This window comes from Candidatus Deferrimicrobiaceae bacterium (assembly GCA_036504035.1).
Lineage (GTDB): Bacteria > Desulfobacterota > Deferrimicrobia > Deferrimicrobiales > Deferrimicrobiaceae > JANXPS01.
Genome location: DASXVV010000009.1, coordinates 216,168 through 232,735, shown reverse-complemented (window position 1 = coordinate 232,735; position 16,568 = coordinate 216,168). Strand labels below are relative to the sequence as shown.

The 16,568-nt window shown below is 55.5% G+C and carries 10 protein-coding genes; 7 read left to right on the top strand and 3 right to left on the bottom strand.

Annotated features, from left to right (window positions below; genetic code table 11):
- Nucleotides 1–471 precede the first annotated feature (471 nt).
- Together VGK27_06810 and VGK27_06805 are read left to right on the top strand one after the other, a co-directional pair.
- Nucleotides 472–1,659: an IS481 family transposase gene (locus tag VGK27_06810; GenBank protein ID HEY3489814.1), complete on the top strand. Its 1,188-nt coding sequence runs from the start codon at nucleotides 472–474 to the stop codon at nucleotides 1,657–1,659.
- A gap of 938 nt (nucleotides 1,660–2,597) precedes the next feature.
- Nucleotides 2,598–2,801, top strand: coding sequence for a hypothetical protein (locus tag VGK27_06805; protein ID HEY3489813.1), 204 nt, complete (start codon nucleotides 2,598–2,600; stop codon nucleotides 2,799–2,801).
- A gap of 204 nt (nucleotides 2,802–3,005) precedes the next feature.
- Here the strand turns inward: VGK27_06805 and VGK27_06800 are convergent, their stop codons facing one another.
- Both VGK27_06800 and VGK27_06795 read right to left on the bottom strand, forming a co-directional pair.
- The gene (locus VGK27_06800; GenBank protein HEY3489812.1) at nucleotides 3,006–3,443 is read right to left on the bottom strand and encodes a hypothetical protein; all 438 of its coding nucleotides are present in this window, start codon (nucleotides 3,441–3,443) and stop codon (nucleotides 3,006–3,008) included.
- Nucleotides 3,444–3,692: 249 nt separating this feature from the next.
- Nucleotides 3,693–4,793 carry a hypothetical protein gene (locus VGK27_06795; protein ID HEY3489811.1) on the bottom strand — a complete coding sequence of 367 codons (1,101 nt, stop codon included), beginning with the start codon at nucleotides 4,791–4,793 and terminating at the stop codon, nucleotides 3,693–3,695.
- Nucleotides 4,794–4,978: 185 nt separating this feature from the next.
- Between VGK27_06795 and VGK27_06790 the strand changes: the two genes are divergently transcribed.
- Nucleotides 4,979–5,539, top strand: a complete 561-nt coding sequence (locus VGK27_06790) for a hypothetical protein (protein HEY3489810.1) — start codon at nucleotides 4,979–4,981, stop codon at nucleotides 5,537–5,539.
- A gap of 2,253 nt (nucleotides 5,540–7,792) precedes the next feature.
- On the opposite strand, the gene VGK27_06785 is transcribed toward VGK27_06790, so the two are convergent.
- On the bottom strand, nucleotides 7,793–8,038 hold the full coding sequence (locus VGK27_06785; protein ID HEY3489809.1) for a hypothetical protein: 246 nt from the start codon (nucleotides 8,036–8,038) through the stop codon (nucleotides 7,793–7,795).
- Between the two features lie 892 nt (nucleotides 8,039–8,930).
- On the opposite strand from VGK27_06785, the gene VGK27_06780 reads away from it, so the two are divergent.
- The 4 genes from VGK27_06780 to VGK27_06765 all read left to right on the top strand — a co-directional run bounded on the left by VGK27_06780 (nucleotide 8,931) and on the right by VGK27_06765 (nucleotide 16,564).
- Nucleotides 8,931–9,449, top strand: coding sequence for a hypothetical protein (locus tag VGK27_06780; protein ID HEY3489808.1), 519 nt, complete (start codon nucleotides 8,931–8,933; stop codon nucleotides 9,447–9,449).
- Between the two features lie 550 nt (nucleotides 9,450–9,999).
- Entirely contained in the window at nucleotides 10,000–10,662 is a 663-nt protein-coding gene (locus tag VGK27_06775) for a hypothetical protein (protein ID HEY3489807.1), read from the top strand.
- An 8-nt stretch (nucleotides 10,663–10,670) separates the two neighbouring features.
- Complete coding sequence (locus tag VGK27_06770; GenBank protein HEY3489806.1) at nucleotides 10,671–11,015, top strand: hypothetical protein; 345 nt, start codon at nucleotides 10,671–10,673, stop codon at nucleotides 11,013–11,015.
- Nucleotides 11,016–11,311: 296 nt separating this feature from the next.
- Nucleotides 11,312–16,564, top strand: a complete 5,253-nt coding sequence (locus VGK27_06765; protein ID HEY3489805.1) for a DEAD/DEAH box helicase — start codon at nucleotides 11,312–11,314, stop codon at nucleotides 16,562–16,564.
- Nucleotides 16,565–16,568: the final 4 nt, after the last annotated feature.

The following is a 16,568-nucleotide window of genomic DNA, read 5'->3' as shown; positions in this document are numbered from 1 at the left end:
TTTCTTTCGAGTCATGTGCTTTAGCAATATGTAAGTAGGTGCGTGTACTAATTTATAGTTTACCCTTAACCATTCCGACATGCACCAAACAATAATAAACCCAATTGTAATTTCGATATGCAACCGCGTAAAATTATCCGATTTTGCATAGAATAATGGGTATGAAGTAAGAAGTATGTGGAGGAATTTTCGCTTAATTTCCACTCTCATATTTAACTCCACTGATGGGAAATATATATATTATTATTAAATTATTTAATGTTATGTTTGCAAGCCTAACGCTAGCGTTAAGCTGCAGGCCGAAGGCGCGCTTTTGCCAGCGAAATACATAAAAGCGTGACTGAAGGATCTGTCAGCTTCAACGCTTTGTTAGAATGCGACCGGGTACGGTCTGGACACATGGGTTACAAAATAGTCCGGAGACATAGGTAACACTCCCGGCAATCTAAAGGGTGCCGCAGGAGGTGCCCTATGCCTTGGAGCGAGACCACACCCATGGACCAGAAAATGCTCTTCCTTGTCGACTGCATCAACGACTCCATTCCGATCTCCGAATCGTGCCGCCGGTACGGCATCAGCCGCAAGACCGGCTACAAGTGGATCAAGCGGTACGTCGAGCACGGCCCCGAGGGGATCGTCGACCGATCACGCCGCCCCCACCACGTCGTGCGCTCGACGCCGCCCGAAACCGTCGAGCGCATCCTGGACGCCCGCGGGCATCACCCGGACTGGGGAGCCAAGAAGATCCTGTGGCTCCTCGGGCGGAAGTTCCCCGAGATGGCGCTGCCGCCGCGCTCGACCATCTGCGACATCCTCAAACGGAGCGGCCTCGTCACCTCGCCCAGAAGGCGCCGCAAGCTGGGCCACCCGGGCCGACCTACAACGCCGATGACGGAACCCAACGACGTCTGGACCGCCGATTACAAGGGCCAGTTCAAGACCGGCGACGGGATCTACTGCTACCCGCTGACCATCGCGGACGGCTGCTCCCGATTCCTGTTCGACGTCCGCGGCTTCCTGTCGCCGTCCCACGAGAACACCCAGCCGGTCTTCGAGCGGCTGTTCCGCGAGTACGGCCTGCCCCGCTTCATCCGGACCGATAACGGAAACCCCTTCGCCACAACCGCCATCGGCCGCCTGTCGCAACTCTCGGTCTGGTGGGTCCGGCTCGGGATCTACCCGGAGCTGATCGAGCTCGGACGCCCGGACCAGAACGGTCAACACGAGCGGATGCACAGGACACTAAAAGCCGGGACCGCTCGGCCTGCCGCCGCGGACAACCAGGCACAGCAGATCCGGTTCGACGCGTTCCGGCAGGCATACAACCACGAACGGCCCCACGAGGCGCTAGGCCAGCAGTTGCCGGCTTCGCTCTACAAACCATCGGACCGGCCGTTCCCGAACCGTCTCCCCCAACTGGAATACCCGCCCCACTTCGAAGTGCGCTTAGTCAGCGAAAACGGCGGCATCCGCTGGCGCTCAAAGTGGGTCAACGTCAGCCATGTCCTGGGGGGAGAATACGTGGGACTCGAAGAGATCGACAACGGAATCTGGGAGGTCCACTTCGGCCCGGTACGTCTTGGACGCCTTGACGAACGAGACTCAAAGATCGAAGATGATCGAGGACGGAAATCACGGAGCGACCGGAGCAATGTGTAACCCATGTCTCCGGACTAAAGTGTTACCTATGTGTCCGATCGTTCACCGACTTTTAGCTTTAATTAGCACTATTTGATTTGACCTCTAAATACTTTATATCATTGGACCTCATTAGCTATCTATGCCTTGGATCTTATTAGCCTTCTATGCCCTAACTCTATTTAGCTTTCTATGCCCTAAATCTATTTATCTTTCTATGCCCTAAATATATTTAGCCTTATATGCCTTAAATCTATTTAGCCTTCTATGCCTTAAATCTATTTAGCCTTCTATGCCTCAAATCTCTTTAGCCTTCTATGCCCTGGATCTCATTAGCCTTCTATGCCTTACACATATTCGTCATAAATTGTGCGAGGTATTGCTAGTCTATTTCTTATTTGTTTTCCCTTCACTTGTTTTGATCTGGGAGTCATTCTAACAGTTGATTATGTCGTGGCGGTTTTTTGCATTTGGGGCTATGGCGGTCCTGAGTGTGGAAGACGGCCATTGTGATATCCAGTCGGTGCCGCGGCGTCAATATCCAGTCTGTGCCGCGACGGCATTTTTAATTCTGACCATTCTATCCAGAAAGGAGGGGAACCAATGGACAACAACAATGACCGAATCGATCCATCCTGGTTTGCGCCGTACCTTCGCGCACTGGAGATCAGTAAGTTGCCCGAGGCGAACCGGCGATGGCTCCTGCTTTGGATAAGGCGCTTCGCAAGGTTTTTCAAGGAAAAACCGATGGCTACCGCCGTCTGAGAGGATGCGGAATCCTTCATTCGCTCCCTAAAATCCTTGCCCGGTACCGTTCCTTGGAAGGTCACACAAGCAACTTATGGCGTGAGACTACTATTGACACCTGTTTATTGCAAGCCATGGGATCTCGCGGCGCTGGTTAACAAAACCGGATCAGAGAGGAAAATGCGCCGGCCGGACAGGCTGGCGACCAGGGGATGCTCTCCGATCTGAACCTGAAAAAACTGATTGATGAGGAGTTGGGGGGCATCGTGGTGCACCCGCTGTGGCGCAACGATCACACCAAGGAAGTGATCGGGTCATTGTGGCGGAAGTTCGTTCGCGAAAGCAAAGAGGAGCTTCCTAGAAGAAAAGCGCGAGAAGTTCAGCTTCGAGGTCATCCTACTCGCCGAAGATCGTGAAGGCGAACAAGGCCGGTCGGGAAGAGCGGCTATAAAAAACCGGCACTTGGATCGAGGAGCAGATCAATATACTTCTCTGGTCAGCCGGATGCGGTTCGATCAGCTTTGAGATTTATTCCCGATGGCGCCGATGTGTGCTGGCATGTGAGTAGAATATCGGCGATGCTGCGATGTTCTCAGGAACCAATGGGTTCGTCGCGCGGTTTAAAAACACGAACCGAAGCGATTCATGAATTTTCCGAAAACATCCGGATGCCCTGCATTGCCTACTCTGATCGCCCCCAGGGGATCGAGTGGCGACTTTCCGGGGTCGGCGATGTATCTAGGAGATCCCGGGTTGGACCAAGTGTCAGTGAAGTCTGAATTGGTCAGATTCCTGAATGCCCGAGAACAACCTTCGATTGTTTCGGCCCCACTGTTCGAAATCGACCATTCGGCTCTCGATTCCGCCCGCCACAAGAAAAATATTTGGTCGATTTCCACTTCGAGTTTTTTGTCTTTGCCGGTGAGATACCCCCAATAACCTAGGGTCGCGCGTTCGTGAATCAGGCGTTTACATGCCTCTTCGAGGTTTTCGCCGCCATATCCCGAGTTGGATTTCCTCTTGCCAAAGAATATCGTTTTGATCGCTTCAATCAACACGATTGGTCACCTCGCGCTTTCGAAGTTATAGAACCTGCATTATTTTCTGCACGATCAGTTTTTTGACGGCCAAACTTTCACCCGAAGGTACAACGTTGATCGTCCATGACCCGGGCGGTGGCTGGTCTCGGAGATATGTCGCACTCCAGTCCATTGTGATTCCGTCGACAATAGCGACACCGTCGCAAACGATTGCTGCAGGCGTGATGAGCCTGGCTCTGTTGGCAATATCGATTTGGGGCATGCCCTCTATCTCATGTACCCGATCGTGAAGAGAAGGTCGGCTTGCCGGAAATTCATATCCGGCAGGGTGACCGCCGTGCTGTTGCCGACGCCAAGGTTCCGGTTGAAGGTCTGCCCCGAAACGCTTCCCTGTCGGTAAGAAAGCGTGACACCGTAGCCGCTGATGATCTTGCGGCGCAGAACTCGGTCGTCATCCCGGTGGTAGATATCCAGTTTGAGTTCGCCGTAATGTCCCTTTGTCCCGACGAGTTCTGATATTTCGTCCTGTCCGAGAATCGTGTCGCGCATCCCTTTCACGCCGATGTCCGAAGATGCCCACGATCCGAAGTAGTACCCGGTCAGGCGCGCCATCGTGTCAGGTCCGAAATATCCGATTCGCGCTGCCACAGGTGTGCCCCAGATGGAAGCGCGGGACTTGTCATGGGTGACGGTCGACCCGGCGAGAATCTGAGTTCCGTTGGCGCTGTCGAGTGCGACTCCTCCGAACCCCGTGCCGATGCCGATTCGGATCGGAGATTTGCTGCTCATCCATCGGCGGGCTTCGTTCGGATATTTCTTCCAGAGTTCTTCTTTGGAGAGTGACCGCGCATTCGGATCGCCGGTCATTTCCGCAATCGTCGGAACGCTTCCGAACGTGGGCAGCGGAAGTTCGAGATAAACCACACCCATCGTGTTGCTGACCGTCGTGCCACCGCCGGTGTTGTGGCGGAAGAACAGTTCGATTGCGCCCGGCCACATGCGCGAGTCGAGATCCATCCCCGCAGTCAACGTAGTGCCCGTGTTCCTGTTGTCTGTTCCCTCTTGGGAGGCGCTTCGTTCCGCCACGCCGCCGCCGGCAAAAAGGTAGAGGTAAGAGCGCTCATATTTCGCAGCATCGGGAGCGATTTTGTTGATCTCGTCTTCTCTTTTTTCGGCTGCCGCGTCGGCCGTTTTTTCGCGCTGATCGATCAGCTCTTTCCCTTTCTGATACGACTCGGGTTCGGCCTGCTGCAACGACCGCCAGTCAGCGGCGAAAGAAACGTCTGGGGAGAAAACGCAAATGATTGAGAAACCGATTAAAGAGGGGGACAAAACGCACAGTAAAGCCGATGCGATTCTTCGGAACACGCAAACTCCCACATCGCACCCGTTCCGCCTTGGTGGGCTGAACGCGGTCGTTCATGCCAAACAAGAGCTAAAGCGCAACTCGTCTCTCACGCATGGCATCGAATATTGATGATAACAAATTAGATTTATATTGCAAATTGTCTAATATTTTGACGACAAAATGCGGGCATGAAACGCTTACCCGCATGGGCAATGCATCCAAGAACATCCGGTTTCTCTTTTGGAAACAACAAATTGACCGAAGGGATTGGACCGCTCATCTCGCGGTTCTGGCGAAATGCGAGCGTGGGAGGGCCGAAAATCTGTTGCGAGGCGAAGAGCCTGGCGCCAAGGAACTGGCCCTGATCGCCGCCAGCCTCAGAATTTCTGCAACTGAGTTGAAGGGGATAGATCTGTTGGCCGCGAGCCAGGTCGATATCCTGTTCGAAAATCTTAGGGTACTGATCAACGGCCTTGGAAGCGGGAAAAAATCGGTCTTCGCAAATTCGTTGGGTCTTCATCCGACAACCATTTCCGGCTGGCTCAGTGGGAAAGCGAGACCCGAGAAACCGAATCTGGGGGCGATCTGCAAATATTTCCGACTTCCTTCGGGCACCAACCTTGAGGAGGAACCGCTATTTCTGTCCATCCTCCCGGTTTCGGAAAAATCGCGCAAGCGATGGCTTCGGGAGAGAATTGAAATTTTAGACGCATCGGAACTCCAGGAACTGTTTCCGGTGATCGAGCGAATTCTGAGGGAACGGTAAACCTCGAAGTCGCCGACGGCGCTTTTGGCCGTCGCCTCCGCGAAAAAGAAAACCCCGTCCCCCCAAAGAGTCGCCTAAATGGCGACCTGGGGGACGGGGTTTCTCAGAAGGGACAGCGACCGCAGTGCGGCCGATCCGTCCGGATTTCGAAACAGGAACGAACACGAATCTTTCAGGCTAACTCCCTTCGTCCGCATCGCTTTTCACAATGCCGTCTGTCCTTCGCTTACCCCTCGAGATTGCCAGTCCCTCAGGCGCCTCGCGCTCTTAACGCGTAGGTCGGACGCAGATGTTGCCCCTTGTGCGGGGGGATTACTACGGAGCCTCTGTCTCCAACCGGATCATCGCCAAACGATCCGGCAGGTTCGATCCCCGATTCCCTGAAAACGCCACTGACCGCGATCTACCTTAAAAGGCAGGATTGCGGCAGCCCGACGTCGTGGGCTCTTACCCCACTTACCCCATATGCAACTTTAGGCGGCCCCTGTGCCAAGAAATAGATGGTGGCCCCGATGCGGCCACTTTTCGGACTTTCGCGCTGCGAAGTGTCACAGCTGGCGCTACTCATCATCCGTCTCCTGACTTTACGAGAGGGCTTCCAGTTTCCCGTCGCCATAGTTGCTCAGCTCGCCGTTTCCGGCTTTACCTCGACTGCTCCAAACCTATCGGCTTCACGCTTGCCTAGTTCTAGATGGGTTGCCGCCCGTCTATGCGCTTATCCCGATAAATCCGTCGAGGGCCTTGCAGGTTACTTGGACATACGCTGAAGCGCTTTAGTCCTAGTCCCCTGACCAAAAGGGTAAATCAAGTATCCAGGCGCACCACATTCGATTTTCAAAGAACGAATGAACTCAAGTCTTGGTCACCGCATCGGATCTGGCGACGGCAATCGCTTTTTAGACGATCCGGCAGCCTCCAGGACCTGGTTCCCGAACCGGACGGGCGGGTTTCCCTCGCATCCGGCTCTCCACCTGCGCGCTTATCTCTCTCTTGTTTGGAAATCGGTTGGCAACCGATTTCAGGATGTTGGCAAGACATCCTATGGAAAGAGCTTCGCGCATTTGTTTGTGTTTCGTTAACTGCTCCTAAAATCCCATGAACACGACGTATTTTAACCGCCTGAGCGGATTGCTGGGGTCGTGTCACTCGTACTAGACCTGGCCTACACTTGGTGCGTCACCTCCTTTGACGGCACGGCCGGATTTAGGTCTGAAACGAGTGGACACGGTCCAATCTATATTGAAACGAGTTGTTCCAGCGCGGCTGGAAAACCGTGGGACGAGGGCGCTCGGCGCCATTAAAGTTGAAACGGGTTGGAATAGCCACCAGCGTAAGAGTAACCAACAGCGAGGTCAAGGGCCGCTTGGAAATCTATACCCACTTCAATATATGGTTTGCAACCGCCCGTAATATAAGCCAATCTCCGATTGGCTGGACGGGCGATTGCAATCAACAATAACGGCCGCCAAAGAGGCGGCCGCAAGATCCCGAGAAGTATGATCTTCAAGGATATCCTGAAAGTGGTTATGGATATCCATAGATGGCTTATAGATATCTATGGGGGGCTTATGGATATCTATAGAGTATTCTGGTTTACATTGAGCTTGATGTCATTTGCAAAGAAAGTATTGCGTTTGAAAATGGTGTTTTCTAAGCAAAAAAGATATTGACACCTTTGGATTGTTTTATTTATAATCCAAAATCAGCATCTAATTGATTGGTACTACCGTACGGGGCCAAAATGCCCCCTCATGTTTCCGGCCTGCCGGCCGGGAGCGGGGTTCCTCCCGCTCGAGGTTTGTGACTCACCGCCCAAATGGGGCGGCTACCTCTGCTGGCAGGTCTCCCGTGGACGATGCTACTAATCCGATCTCGATTACCTCCCCAGTTCCTAATTCCATCTATTACAATTTGCGTCGGATGCAGGGCCGACTCGCGCGTGTTCGATCCTTCCCCGATGGCGAGCTCCTTGAGAAGTTTCAATCAGCTTCGGTCCGCACTTACGCGGATCGATTAGCCACGAAATATTTCCCGCGCTGTAAGAGCGAGGGGTGGGCCGTATTCGATGATGTCCGTCAGCTATATGGTCTATATCTTGTGCTGGCTCCCGTATTGCAGCGCGAACGTGAGGCTTTCAGGTGTGACTGGCATCGGGGGCATCTATTAACGTGGGTTCGTCGCCAAGCTAATTCGAGAGTTGCCCACTGGTGGTTAGGGATTAGTGATCTTCCGCGGTCCATCGATGAGGATCGCCTACGACGAAATCTCGATGTTCTTGGCATACACGACCACCGTTTCTATGACGATGTCGTTAGGGATCTTTTCTTGGCTCACTATGGGGCGGGCGACATTGCGCGCAGCCGTTTGGCGGCCCAAATATTCGACGGAATAATTTTCTCGGTCGATCGGCCTGCTGGTCTTAGACTCGGCAATAAATTTGTTCGATTGGAGCGTGAGCAGTTCCCTGGGGCGGTGGACATCCGCGACGGTTACGCCCAACTGTGGGATTACCAGGTCCGCCACGTTCGGGTCGGCCGTACCGGGAAAATCGACATCCTAATTTCAAATGACCGCATCGAAACATTTCGGGCAGCAGTACACGCCACTCTCCGAGCGAGAACGACTCCAGCCTACCGAATAATATTGCTTGAGCGCGTTATACGCGACTTCGTTGAACACGCCAAATATGCCAAATCCGCGCTTCCGCAAATCCTCGATCTAACACGTTGGATACGGCAGAAAATCAAAAGGCTCAGCGGCGCTGAGTCGAGAGCTAGAGCATTACCTGAAATGCTGCACAGCCTCTTCGAAACCAAAAGCTGTGATCGGTCCTTTTCGAATAAACCGAATTTTTTCTGGGACCCATCTCGGGTTCCCGAGCATGTCTACGTCACTTTTTTTAACCCACACAGGGAGTGGTAATAAATGGGAACGACGCATCGAAAAGATCTTAGTGGGTCTGATTTTGAAGTGTTGTCTCGCTTTAAGCGGGCTTGGCGCCAAATGAACCCCAATGGTGTTGTCGACCTCGGCGAACGCCGGGTACTAATCCCGACTTGGGTTCGGTCACCCGATGGAGGTTATTTCCTTCATCGATCTCAGGAATATTCACGCGATGTGTGCTGGATTCCAACGCGGGAATTTTACGCGATCGCACGTTTGGCGGTTCTAACACCGGGGAAGATTATTTTGACTCTGTTCCGCTTATCAATGCTGGCAGTCCTTGATGCTCACTCGGAGCGGGAATGCAAAATCCGATTTACATCGGATGGCGCCCCATGGCTAAACGACTGCGGTCAAGGGCCAGGATTCGTAATCGAAAAGCGTCGGCTAACGAACTCATTTTCAATGGGTTCCAATCGATGACTTCAAACCCTTTGGGGGAGGAAATATGGGAGAAGTGAAGTTCAATGAGAAGCGGCGTCGACGAGAGATCAACATGGCCACATGCATGGGTTGGGCGTCGTTACAATCTGCGGCCGATCCTTGCGTTCCGGCACTTAAAAAAATATATGAGCAGCACGGTCAGCCAACTAGTGGCAAACCGCTAGTCGAAATTTTCAATCTCCCCTTACTACTGGAAGAGAAGTCACGGGAGGCGAAATTGCGCAACGAGGCAGCAAAGGCGCTTTACCTGTGCGCTGGGATTTTCTATCCCGGCGGGCGTCGGTTAACGGGCAACGAGAATTGGGAGAAGTATCAGCGAGCGGCAAGCACCTTGGTCGGGGAGTATGTCGGCCAGCAATTGGAACCGATTTGCGCTCGGGTAGCATTTGCCCACCGAATCGCTGAAATATCTCATGTTGGAATCATGCAGCGCCCGGAAACGGAATTCGTGGAGATCGTCTACTATGGGGTGGACGGCGAGCGGCTTATGGGGGAGCGCCACTGGCGAGGAAACCTTCCGTAACCGTTCCATTGATCGGTTCGGCCATCGTCGCTCTTTTTCGATCTTGACATACCAACCGAAACGGTTTTACCCTTTGGTCAGTATTTTGCGTCGTGGCACAGAAGGAGATGCTTTCTTTCGTCGGGTCCTTCAAGGTTCTCTATTAAGAGAATCGCCCACACCCGACGGCCGGCCATGCGGTTTTTTGCATCGCCGGTAAACGCGCTCCCCTTCAAGAGCGCGGTGAAGTAAAGCCTTCTCCCGGGGGCTATTCGCGACACGCTAGCACCGAACCTTGGTGTTTTTCAGCCTGTCGATAACCCAGCAAAATATTGGGTTCGCATTTCGTAACCTTTAACCGTTTCTGATTCGGCTGGCATTTCGTCGCCTCCGTTCCGGATGCGGTATTCGTGCGTCTTGCGCCCGAAAAAGAGGGTCATAGCTATGACCTCAGTTTCCTTGTAGTGACCGGGACTCGCTTCAAACACAAAAAACTCTGAAGGAGGAAAATCGTGAAAAAGTCGTACGCATTTGCATGCAGGATCGCACCGGTGGATATGAGGATTGGGCGATGAAGAATCGTATCGACCTGGGAGCCAGCAGGTTAATCACGACAGGCAATCCGGAAATGGATGTTCGGGTGCGCAAGTCATATCACCGGTTACAGGCTGCAATCCACCATCGCAACCGCGACACGATGGAGCTGACAATTCCATCAGCTGCCTTCGAGAAGGTAGCTTTGGCGGTCCAGCAAAACACAAGGGTGATGGTGGCTCGCAATCCGGAGACGCATGCCCTGCTGGACATCGCCAAGAATTTAGAGGCTGCGCGAGGTGCTGCGATCAGGCAGGGCGGGTGGTCGGACGGAACCCGTCCGAACGACGTTCCGGTCGAGAAAAAGCGTGAGATTGTTCGGTCGGTTATAAGCCAGACCCGTGCAGTAGCTGAACTTTCTATTCTTTCCGGAAGGCAAACGCCCGAAAAATTTATTGGCGGCGTGGAGAGAAACATGGGTTTGCCGGCTGGCCATATTGCGACGCTCGCCCGGCAAATCCCTGAAACCACGCAGACCGGATACGTGGTTTTCGTCGGGAACAGTGATGGGGGGGTGATTACTCTGAATGTCAGTGACAACGAGACAATCAGGCAGGCGATTCGAACGCTCGAATTTTCGTTAGCCGAGCGCGAAAGCGATGAACAGACGACTACCGCCACCAAAGCGGTAGGTGTTTAGGAGGCAACATGCGTTTGCACTACGTTTTAAATCACGGCGGCACACCGGAATCGAAACTGGCGGATGTTGAGATCCACTTCGAGGAAGGACTGCTCGCCGGGATGAAACTAATCGGATGCTCCGTTTGGCGCACCCAAAAAGGGGAGGCTCCGACGGTCCTTCTCCCTTCGCGTTCCTACGCGACGGCGGGTGGCATTCGGTACTACGAACTGCTTCGCGGTGCATTGGTCGATGACAGTCCAGAGCACTCCGCGAACGTCGATGTCAACAAAAGTGAACTTCGGAAATTCAAGGAATTCGTCAAGTACGAGTACCTGAAACTCACGGATTCGACAGCGGCGTCCAACGGGTAATTTGAGAGTCAGAGGCTCCGGGCAAGGTTTTGTGTCTCGCGTTTACGCGAACACACCCTTGTTTCCCGGGGCCTCTTTTTTTTGGCGATGACAAACACCGAGGTCGACGAATTCAAATCTCCATTCCATACGCTATTACCTCCACAATTCGATCCGACGCCGTTTGGAGGCGATAGATCGCTCTTGGGGGCGAAAGACCCATTGGTATTCTCCCTGCACTTTGTTCAATTTTATGTAAGCATAAGAATGCTTTTTGCCGATTAGCTGCTTAGCATTCAGGAGGCGTGTTCCCACCGATGGATGTCTTCCGATTTCGAGAGCAGCTTGTTCTCGACTACAGCACCTTCTCGCGTTCCTTCGCCCGAATCCTCTCTGACGATATCCGATCCTACGTCGACGAAATTTACGCCGGACAGCACTTCTGGCCCGATCCGCTGATCCAGCTCAACCCGAGCTTCGTCTCCGGTGGAACCGTCGAGGAACTGGTTCGCGAAGGCATCCTCGATCCCAAGTGCGACGACATCTTCCGCTTCGGCAAGAAGGATGGCAATCGCGGTCCCACGCTCATGCTTCATAAGCACCAGGAGGAAGCGATTCGCACCGCGGACCGCGGCGAATCCTACGTCCTGACCACCGGCACCGGCTCCGGCAAATCGCTCTCTTACATCATCCCGATCGTCGATGCGGTACTGAAGGAAAAAAAGGCGGAGCAGGGGAAGAAGGGTATCCGCGCTATCGTCATCTATCCGATGAACGCGCTGTGCAACAGCCAGTTGGAAGAGCTTCGCAAGTTTCTGCAAGATGGATTTGGCGAGGGGAACGAGCCGGTCACGTTCGGCCGTTTCACCGGTCAGGAGAAACAGGACGAGCGACTGAAAATGGCGGCGAATCCGCCCGATATCCTGCTCACCAACTTCATGATGCTCGAACTGCTGATGACCCGGCAGGACGCCGACATCGACCGCAAGATCATTCAGGCAGCGAAGGGTCTCCGTTTCCTCGTCCTCGATGAGTTGCACACGTACCGCGGGCGCCAAGGCGCCGACGTGGCGCTGCTCGTAAGGCGCGTCCGTGAGGCGCTCAACAGCGAACTGCTCTGCGTCGGCACATCTGCCACCATGGCCACCGAAGGGACGGCCGAGGAGCGCAAGGCTGTCATCGCTAAGGTGGCTGGGCGTCTATTTGGCTCTCCGGTCTTGACCAACAATGTCATCACCGAAAGGCTGGAACGTGTTACGCCAGATGGAAACTCACCGACTCCGCAACAACTGAAGACTGCTCTCGAATCGGATCTCCCCCGCGATTCGTCCTTCGATGCTCTTCGCTCCCACCCGCTCTCGATCTGGGTCGAGTTGAATCTCGGTCTTGCCTGGCAGGAAGACAAGTGGGTTAGAGCCTGCCCGCGCAGTCTTGAAAACGCTGCCGCTGAACTGTCCGAGATTACCGGTCTCCCGCCGGGAACGGTGCGCTCCCGCCTCGCCGAATTCCTGCTGTTGGCTTACAACACCAAAGACGCAAGCGGCAAGGGGCTATTCGCCTTCCGACTGCATCAGTTCATCTCCGGCCCAGGCGACCTGTTCGCCACACTCGAGCCGGAAGGGGAGCGTTACCTCACGATCGACGGCCAGGAATATATGCCGGGCGATCGCAGCAAGCGTCTGTTCAACTCGACCTTTTGCCGCGTCTGCGGACAGGAATATTTCCCCGTCTGGGCACCGATGGAAGGGAAGGTTCTGGCCGGCATCTCTCCCCGCGATCTGGGCGAACGCTCTCACGAGGACGAGGACGTCCGATTCGGTTATTTCATGCCGGACCCAGTCGGCAAATGGGACGATTCGGATCTCGAAACCGCCTATCCCGAGGAGTGGCTCGACTATAGCAAGGGCGATCCGAAACTGAAGTCGTCGTTCAAGAAATTCGCTCCCCGGCCGCTGATCGTCGATACAGAGGGAAGTCCGGCCGAGCGCGGACTCCCGGGATGGTTCCTCCCCGGCTCGTTCCGGTTTTGCCTCAATCCCGACTGCGGCGCTTTTTACGATGGCAGCATCCGTTCCGACTTCTCAAAACTTTCCAGCCTCAGTATGGAAGGACGCAGCTCGGCCACCACGATGCTGACTTTATCCGCGCTTCGCCATCTGATGGAGGAAGCAAAGGATCTCGATCCCCGCGCGAAGAAGATACTGAGCTTTACCGATAATCGGCAGGACGCATCGCTTCAGGCGGGCCACTTCAATGACTTCATCCAGATCCTGCTGCTGAGGGGCAGCCTGCTTGCTGCCATCGCCGATGCGCCCAAGGGATATCTCACTGACGAGACTTTGACCCAGGCGGTCGCCCAGCATCTTCGGCTCGAAAAGACCGACTTCGCATCAAATCCCGAAGCGAAGGGGCTGGCCGAGGAAAATGCCCGGCAGGCATTGCGCGACGTGCTTGGCTATCGGCTCTACTTCGACCTGCAGCGCGGTTGGCGGCTGACCAATCCCAACCTCGAACAACTCGGGATGTTGCGCATCGATTACGCCACGATAGACCAATGTTGCGCCGACCCCGAGGCATGGGCGGGGGCGCACCCGCTGCTCGCGGGAGGAACGCCGGAACATCGAAGAGACGCGGCGATCGAAATCCTTTCGTCCATGCGACGGGCTCTCTGCATCAAGACGAATTATCTTGACCGGTACCAGCAGGAGCGCATCCGCAACGCGAGCTTCAACGCTTTGAAGGAGCCGTGGGGGCTGACCGAAGACGAGCGGCTGTTTGAGGGTCGCTACATGCTTCCCGGATCCAGACCCGCCGGGCGGGATTTCGATCCGAGGGCGCATTACATCTCGGCCAAATCAGGTCCCGGAAGGCACCTCAAAAAACCGGGTAGCTGGGGAGGCATCGCAAACCCTCGCCTGCCGCCGAAGATAACCGAGGACGACTGCTATGGAATTCTGGCCGGACTGCTCAAGGCGCTTACGCTCTACGGGATCGTCGAGCCGGTCGAGGTCTCCAAGGGAACCGAGGGATATCGCATCTCGGCGTCCGCGCTCCGCTGGCGGTTGCCCGAAGAGGGTGAGGCCCTCCAGGACGGCCGGGGCGTCCGGAAGACCGATAACCGCTTCTTCCAGGCGCTCTACGAGAACGTCGCCCAGTCGTTGCGCGACCATAGCCGTTTCCTGCACCAGCTGAAGGCGGCCGAACACACAGCGCAGGTCGATTCCGAGACACGGGAACAGCGCGAGGAGGATTTCAAGAAGGCGCTTCTGCCGGTCCTCTTCTGCTCCCCCACGATGGAACTGGGCATCGATATCTCCGAACTGAACACGGTCTACATGCGCAACACCCCGCCCACACCCGCCAACTATGCGCAGCGGAGTGGTCGCGCAGGCCGGAACCGGCAGCCCGCGCTCGTCGTTACCTATTGCGCGGCCGGCAGTCCGCACGACCAGTATTTCTTCTCGGCGCCCGCCCGAATGGTCGCCGGTTCGGTCAACCCGCCGACGCTTGATCTCGCCAACGAGGATCTCGTCAAAAGCCACCTTCACGCCGTCTGGTTGGCCGAAACGGGGCAGAAGCTCGAAAACTCGGTAAAGGGAATCCTCGGGACGGAAGATAACGAGAACCTGCCGCTTCGCACCGATCTCGCTGCCGCCATGGATCTCGAAGGCGTGCGAACCCGAACTTCGTTTCGTGCGAATCGGATCCTATCGATGCTGGCGGATGATCTCACGCCTGCGTCTGCCCCCTGGTTCAAGAAAGACTGGCTCGATCGGACGGTCCGGAGCGCCTTTCGCGCATTCGACGCCGCGTTCGACCGCTGGCGTTCTCTCTATCGGGCAACACGCCGGCAAATGGAATCTGCCAACCAAGTGCTGACCAGTCTGGCATCTTCCGAGAAGGAAAGGGACGAAGCGCGGTTGCGCCACACCGAGGCGCGCATCCAGCAGGATCTGCTGCTGCAGTCCAAATCGACCATGAACTCCGACTTCTATACTTACCGCTACCTCGCCAGCACCGGCTTTCTGCCTGGCTACAATTTCCCGCGTTTGCCGCTGCTCGCCTTCATTCCTGCCCGCCGGGAGAAGATCGGGCGCGATTCGTTTCTCTCCCGACCACGTTTCCTTGCGCTATCCGAGTTCGGCCCCTTGAGCATCATCTACCACGAGGGGAGCCAGTACCGTGTTCGAAAGGTCATTCTCGGGGTGCGGGATGAAGAAGGGACCGCGAGCGGCGTGGGCTTGCCAGTCCGGGCGGCGCGGATCTGCCCTGAATGCGGCTACGGCCACTTGGGAACCAACAAGGACGCCGAGCGGTGCATGGCGTGCGATCATCCGCTTTCATCTGGGAAGATGCTCTCCGCCCTCTACCGGGTCGAGAACGTCAGCACCCGGCGTGCGATGCGGATCACCTCAGACGAGGAGGAACGGCAGCGCCAGGGCTACGACATGCAGACCACCCTGGAATATGCCCGCGAGAACGACACGCTCCAGGTGGTCAAGACGAGTTTCACGGAAGGGGCCGACGAACTGCTCGAACTTCACTACGGACCGGCGGCTACCGTGTGGCGGATCAACCTCGGCTGGCGTCGCCGGAAAGAAAAGACGATTTACGGGTTCAACATCGACCGCGTGACCGGCATCTGGAGCAAGGATTCGCAGGCGCCCGAAGATCAGGACGCCGAGGCGGAAGGAAGCGGCAACGCTAATGGCAGCACCATCCAGCGGATCATCCCGTTCGTTGAGGACCGACGCAATGTGCTGGTCATTCGTCCGAAGGGGATGCTGGAAGCGGAAGACATGGCGACGCTGCAGTACGCCCTCAAGCGCGGCATAGAATCGGTATTCCAACTTGAGGAAAGCGAGCTGATGGCCGAGCCGCTGCCCGGTCGCGACACCCGCAACGCGATTCTGTTCTACGAGTCAGCCGAAGGGGGCGCGGGAGTACTCACGCATCTGGCCAACGATGCCGACGCGCTTCGACGGGTCGCTGTGCGAGCCCTCGAAATCATTCATTACAAGCCCAAGGACGGAGTCTGGGATGTCGGCACTGCTGAGGATACCGCCAAGCCCGGCACGCCAAATCCATGCGAAGCAGGTTGCTACCGATGCCTGCTCAGCTACTACAACCAGATGGATCACGAGGTGATCGACCGCAAGAGTTCCGGGGCATTCGAACTTTTATGCCGTCTGACGCGAGGCGAAGCGAAACGAGGCGCCGGCGGTCGATCGGCGGATGTTCATTTCGAGGCACTGATCGCCGAGTGCAGCTCACCTCTCGAAACCGACTGGCTCCGGTTCCTGCAAGGAAACGGCTATCGCCTGCCCGATACCGGGAAGTTCAATCTCGATGTGTTCCATACCCGTCCCGATTTCGGTTATCGCCATGTCCAGGCGGTCATATATGTCGATGGCTCTGCGCATGCGACGGCCCAGCAGTTTGCCACCGACCAGTCACTCGACGGGAAACTGAAGGACGCTGGTATCACTCCGATCCGTTTCCCGGGCACTCGTACCGACTGGCCCGGAATAGTGGCCGCCTATCCCGACGTTTTCGGAACGGGAGGCTGACCCG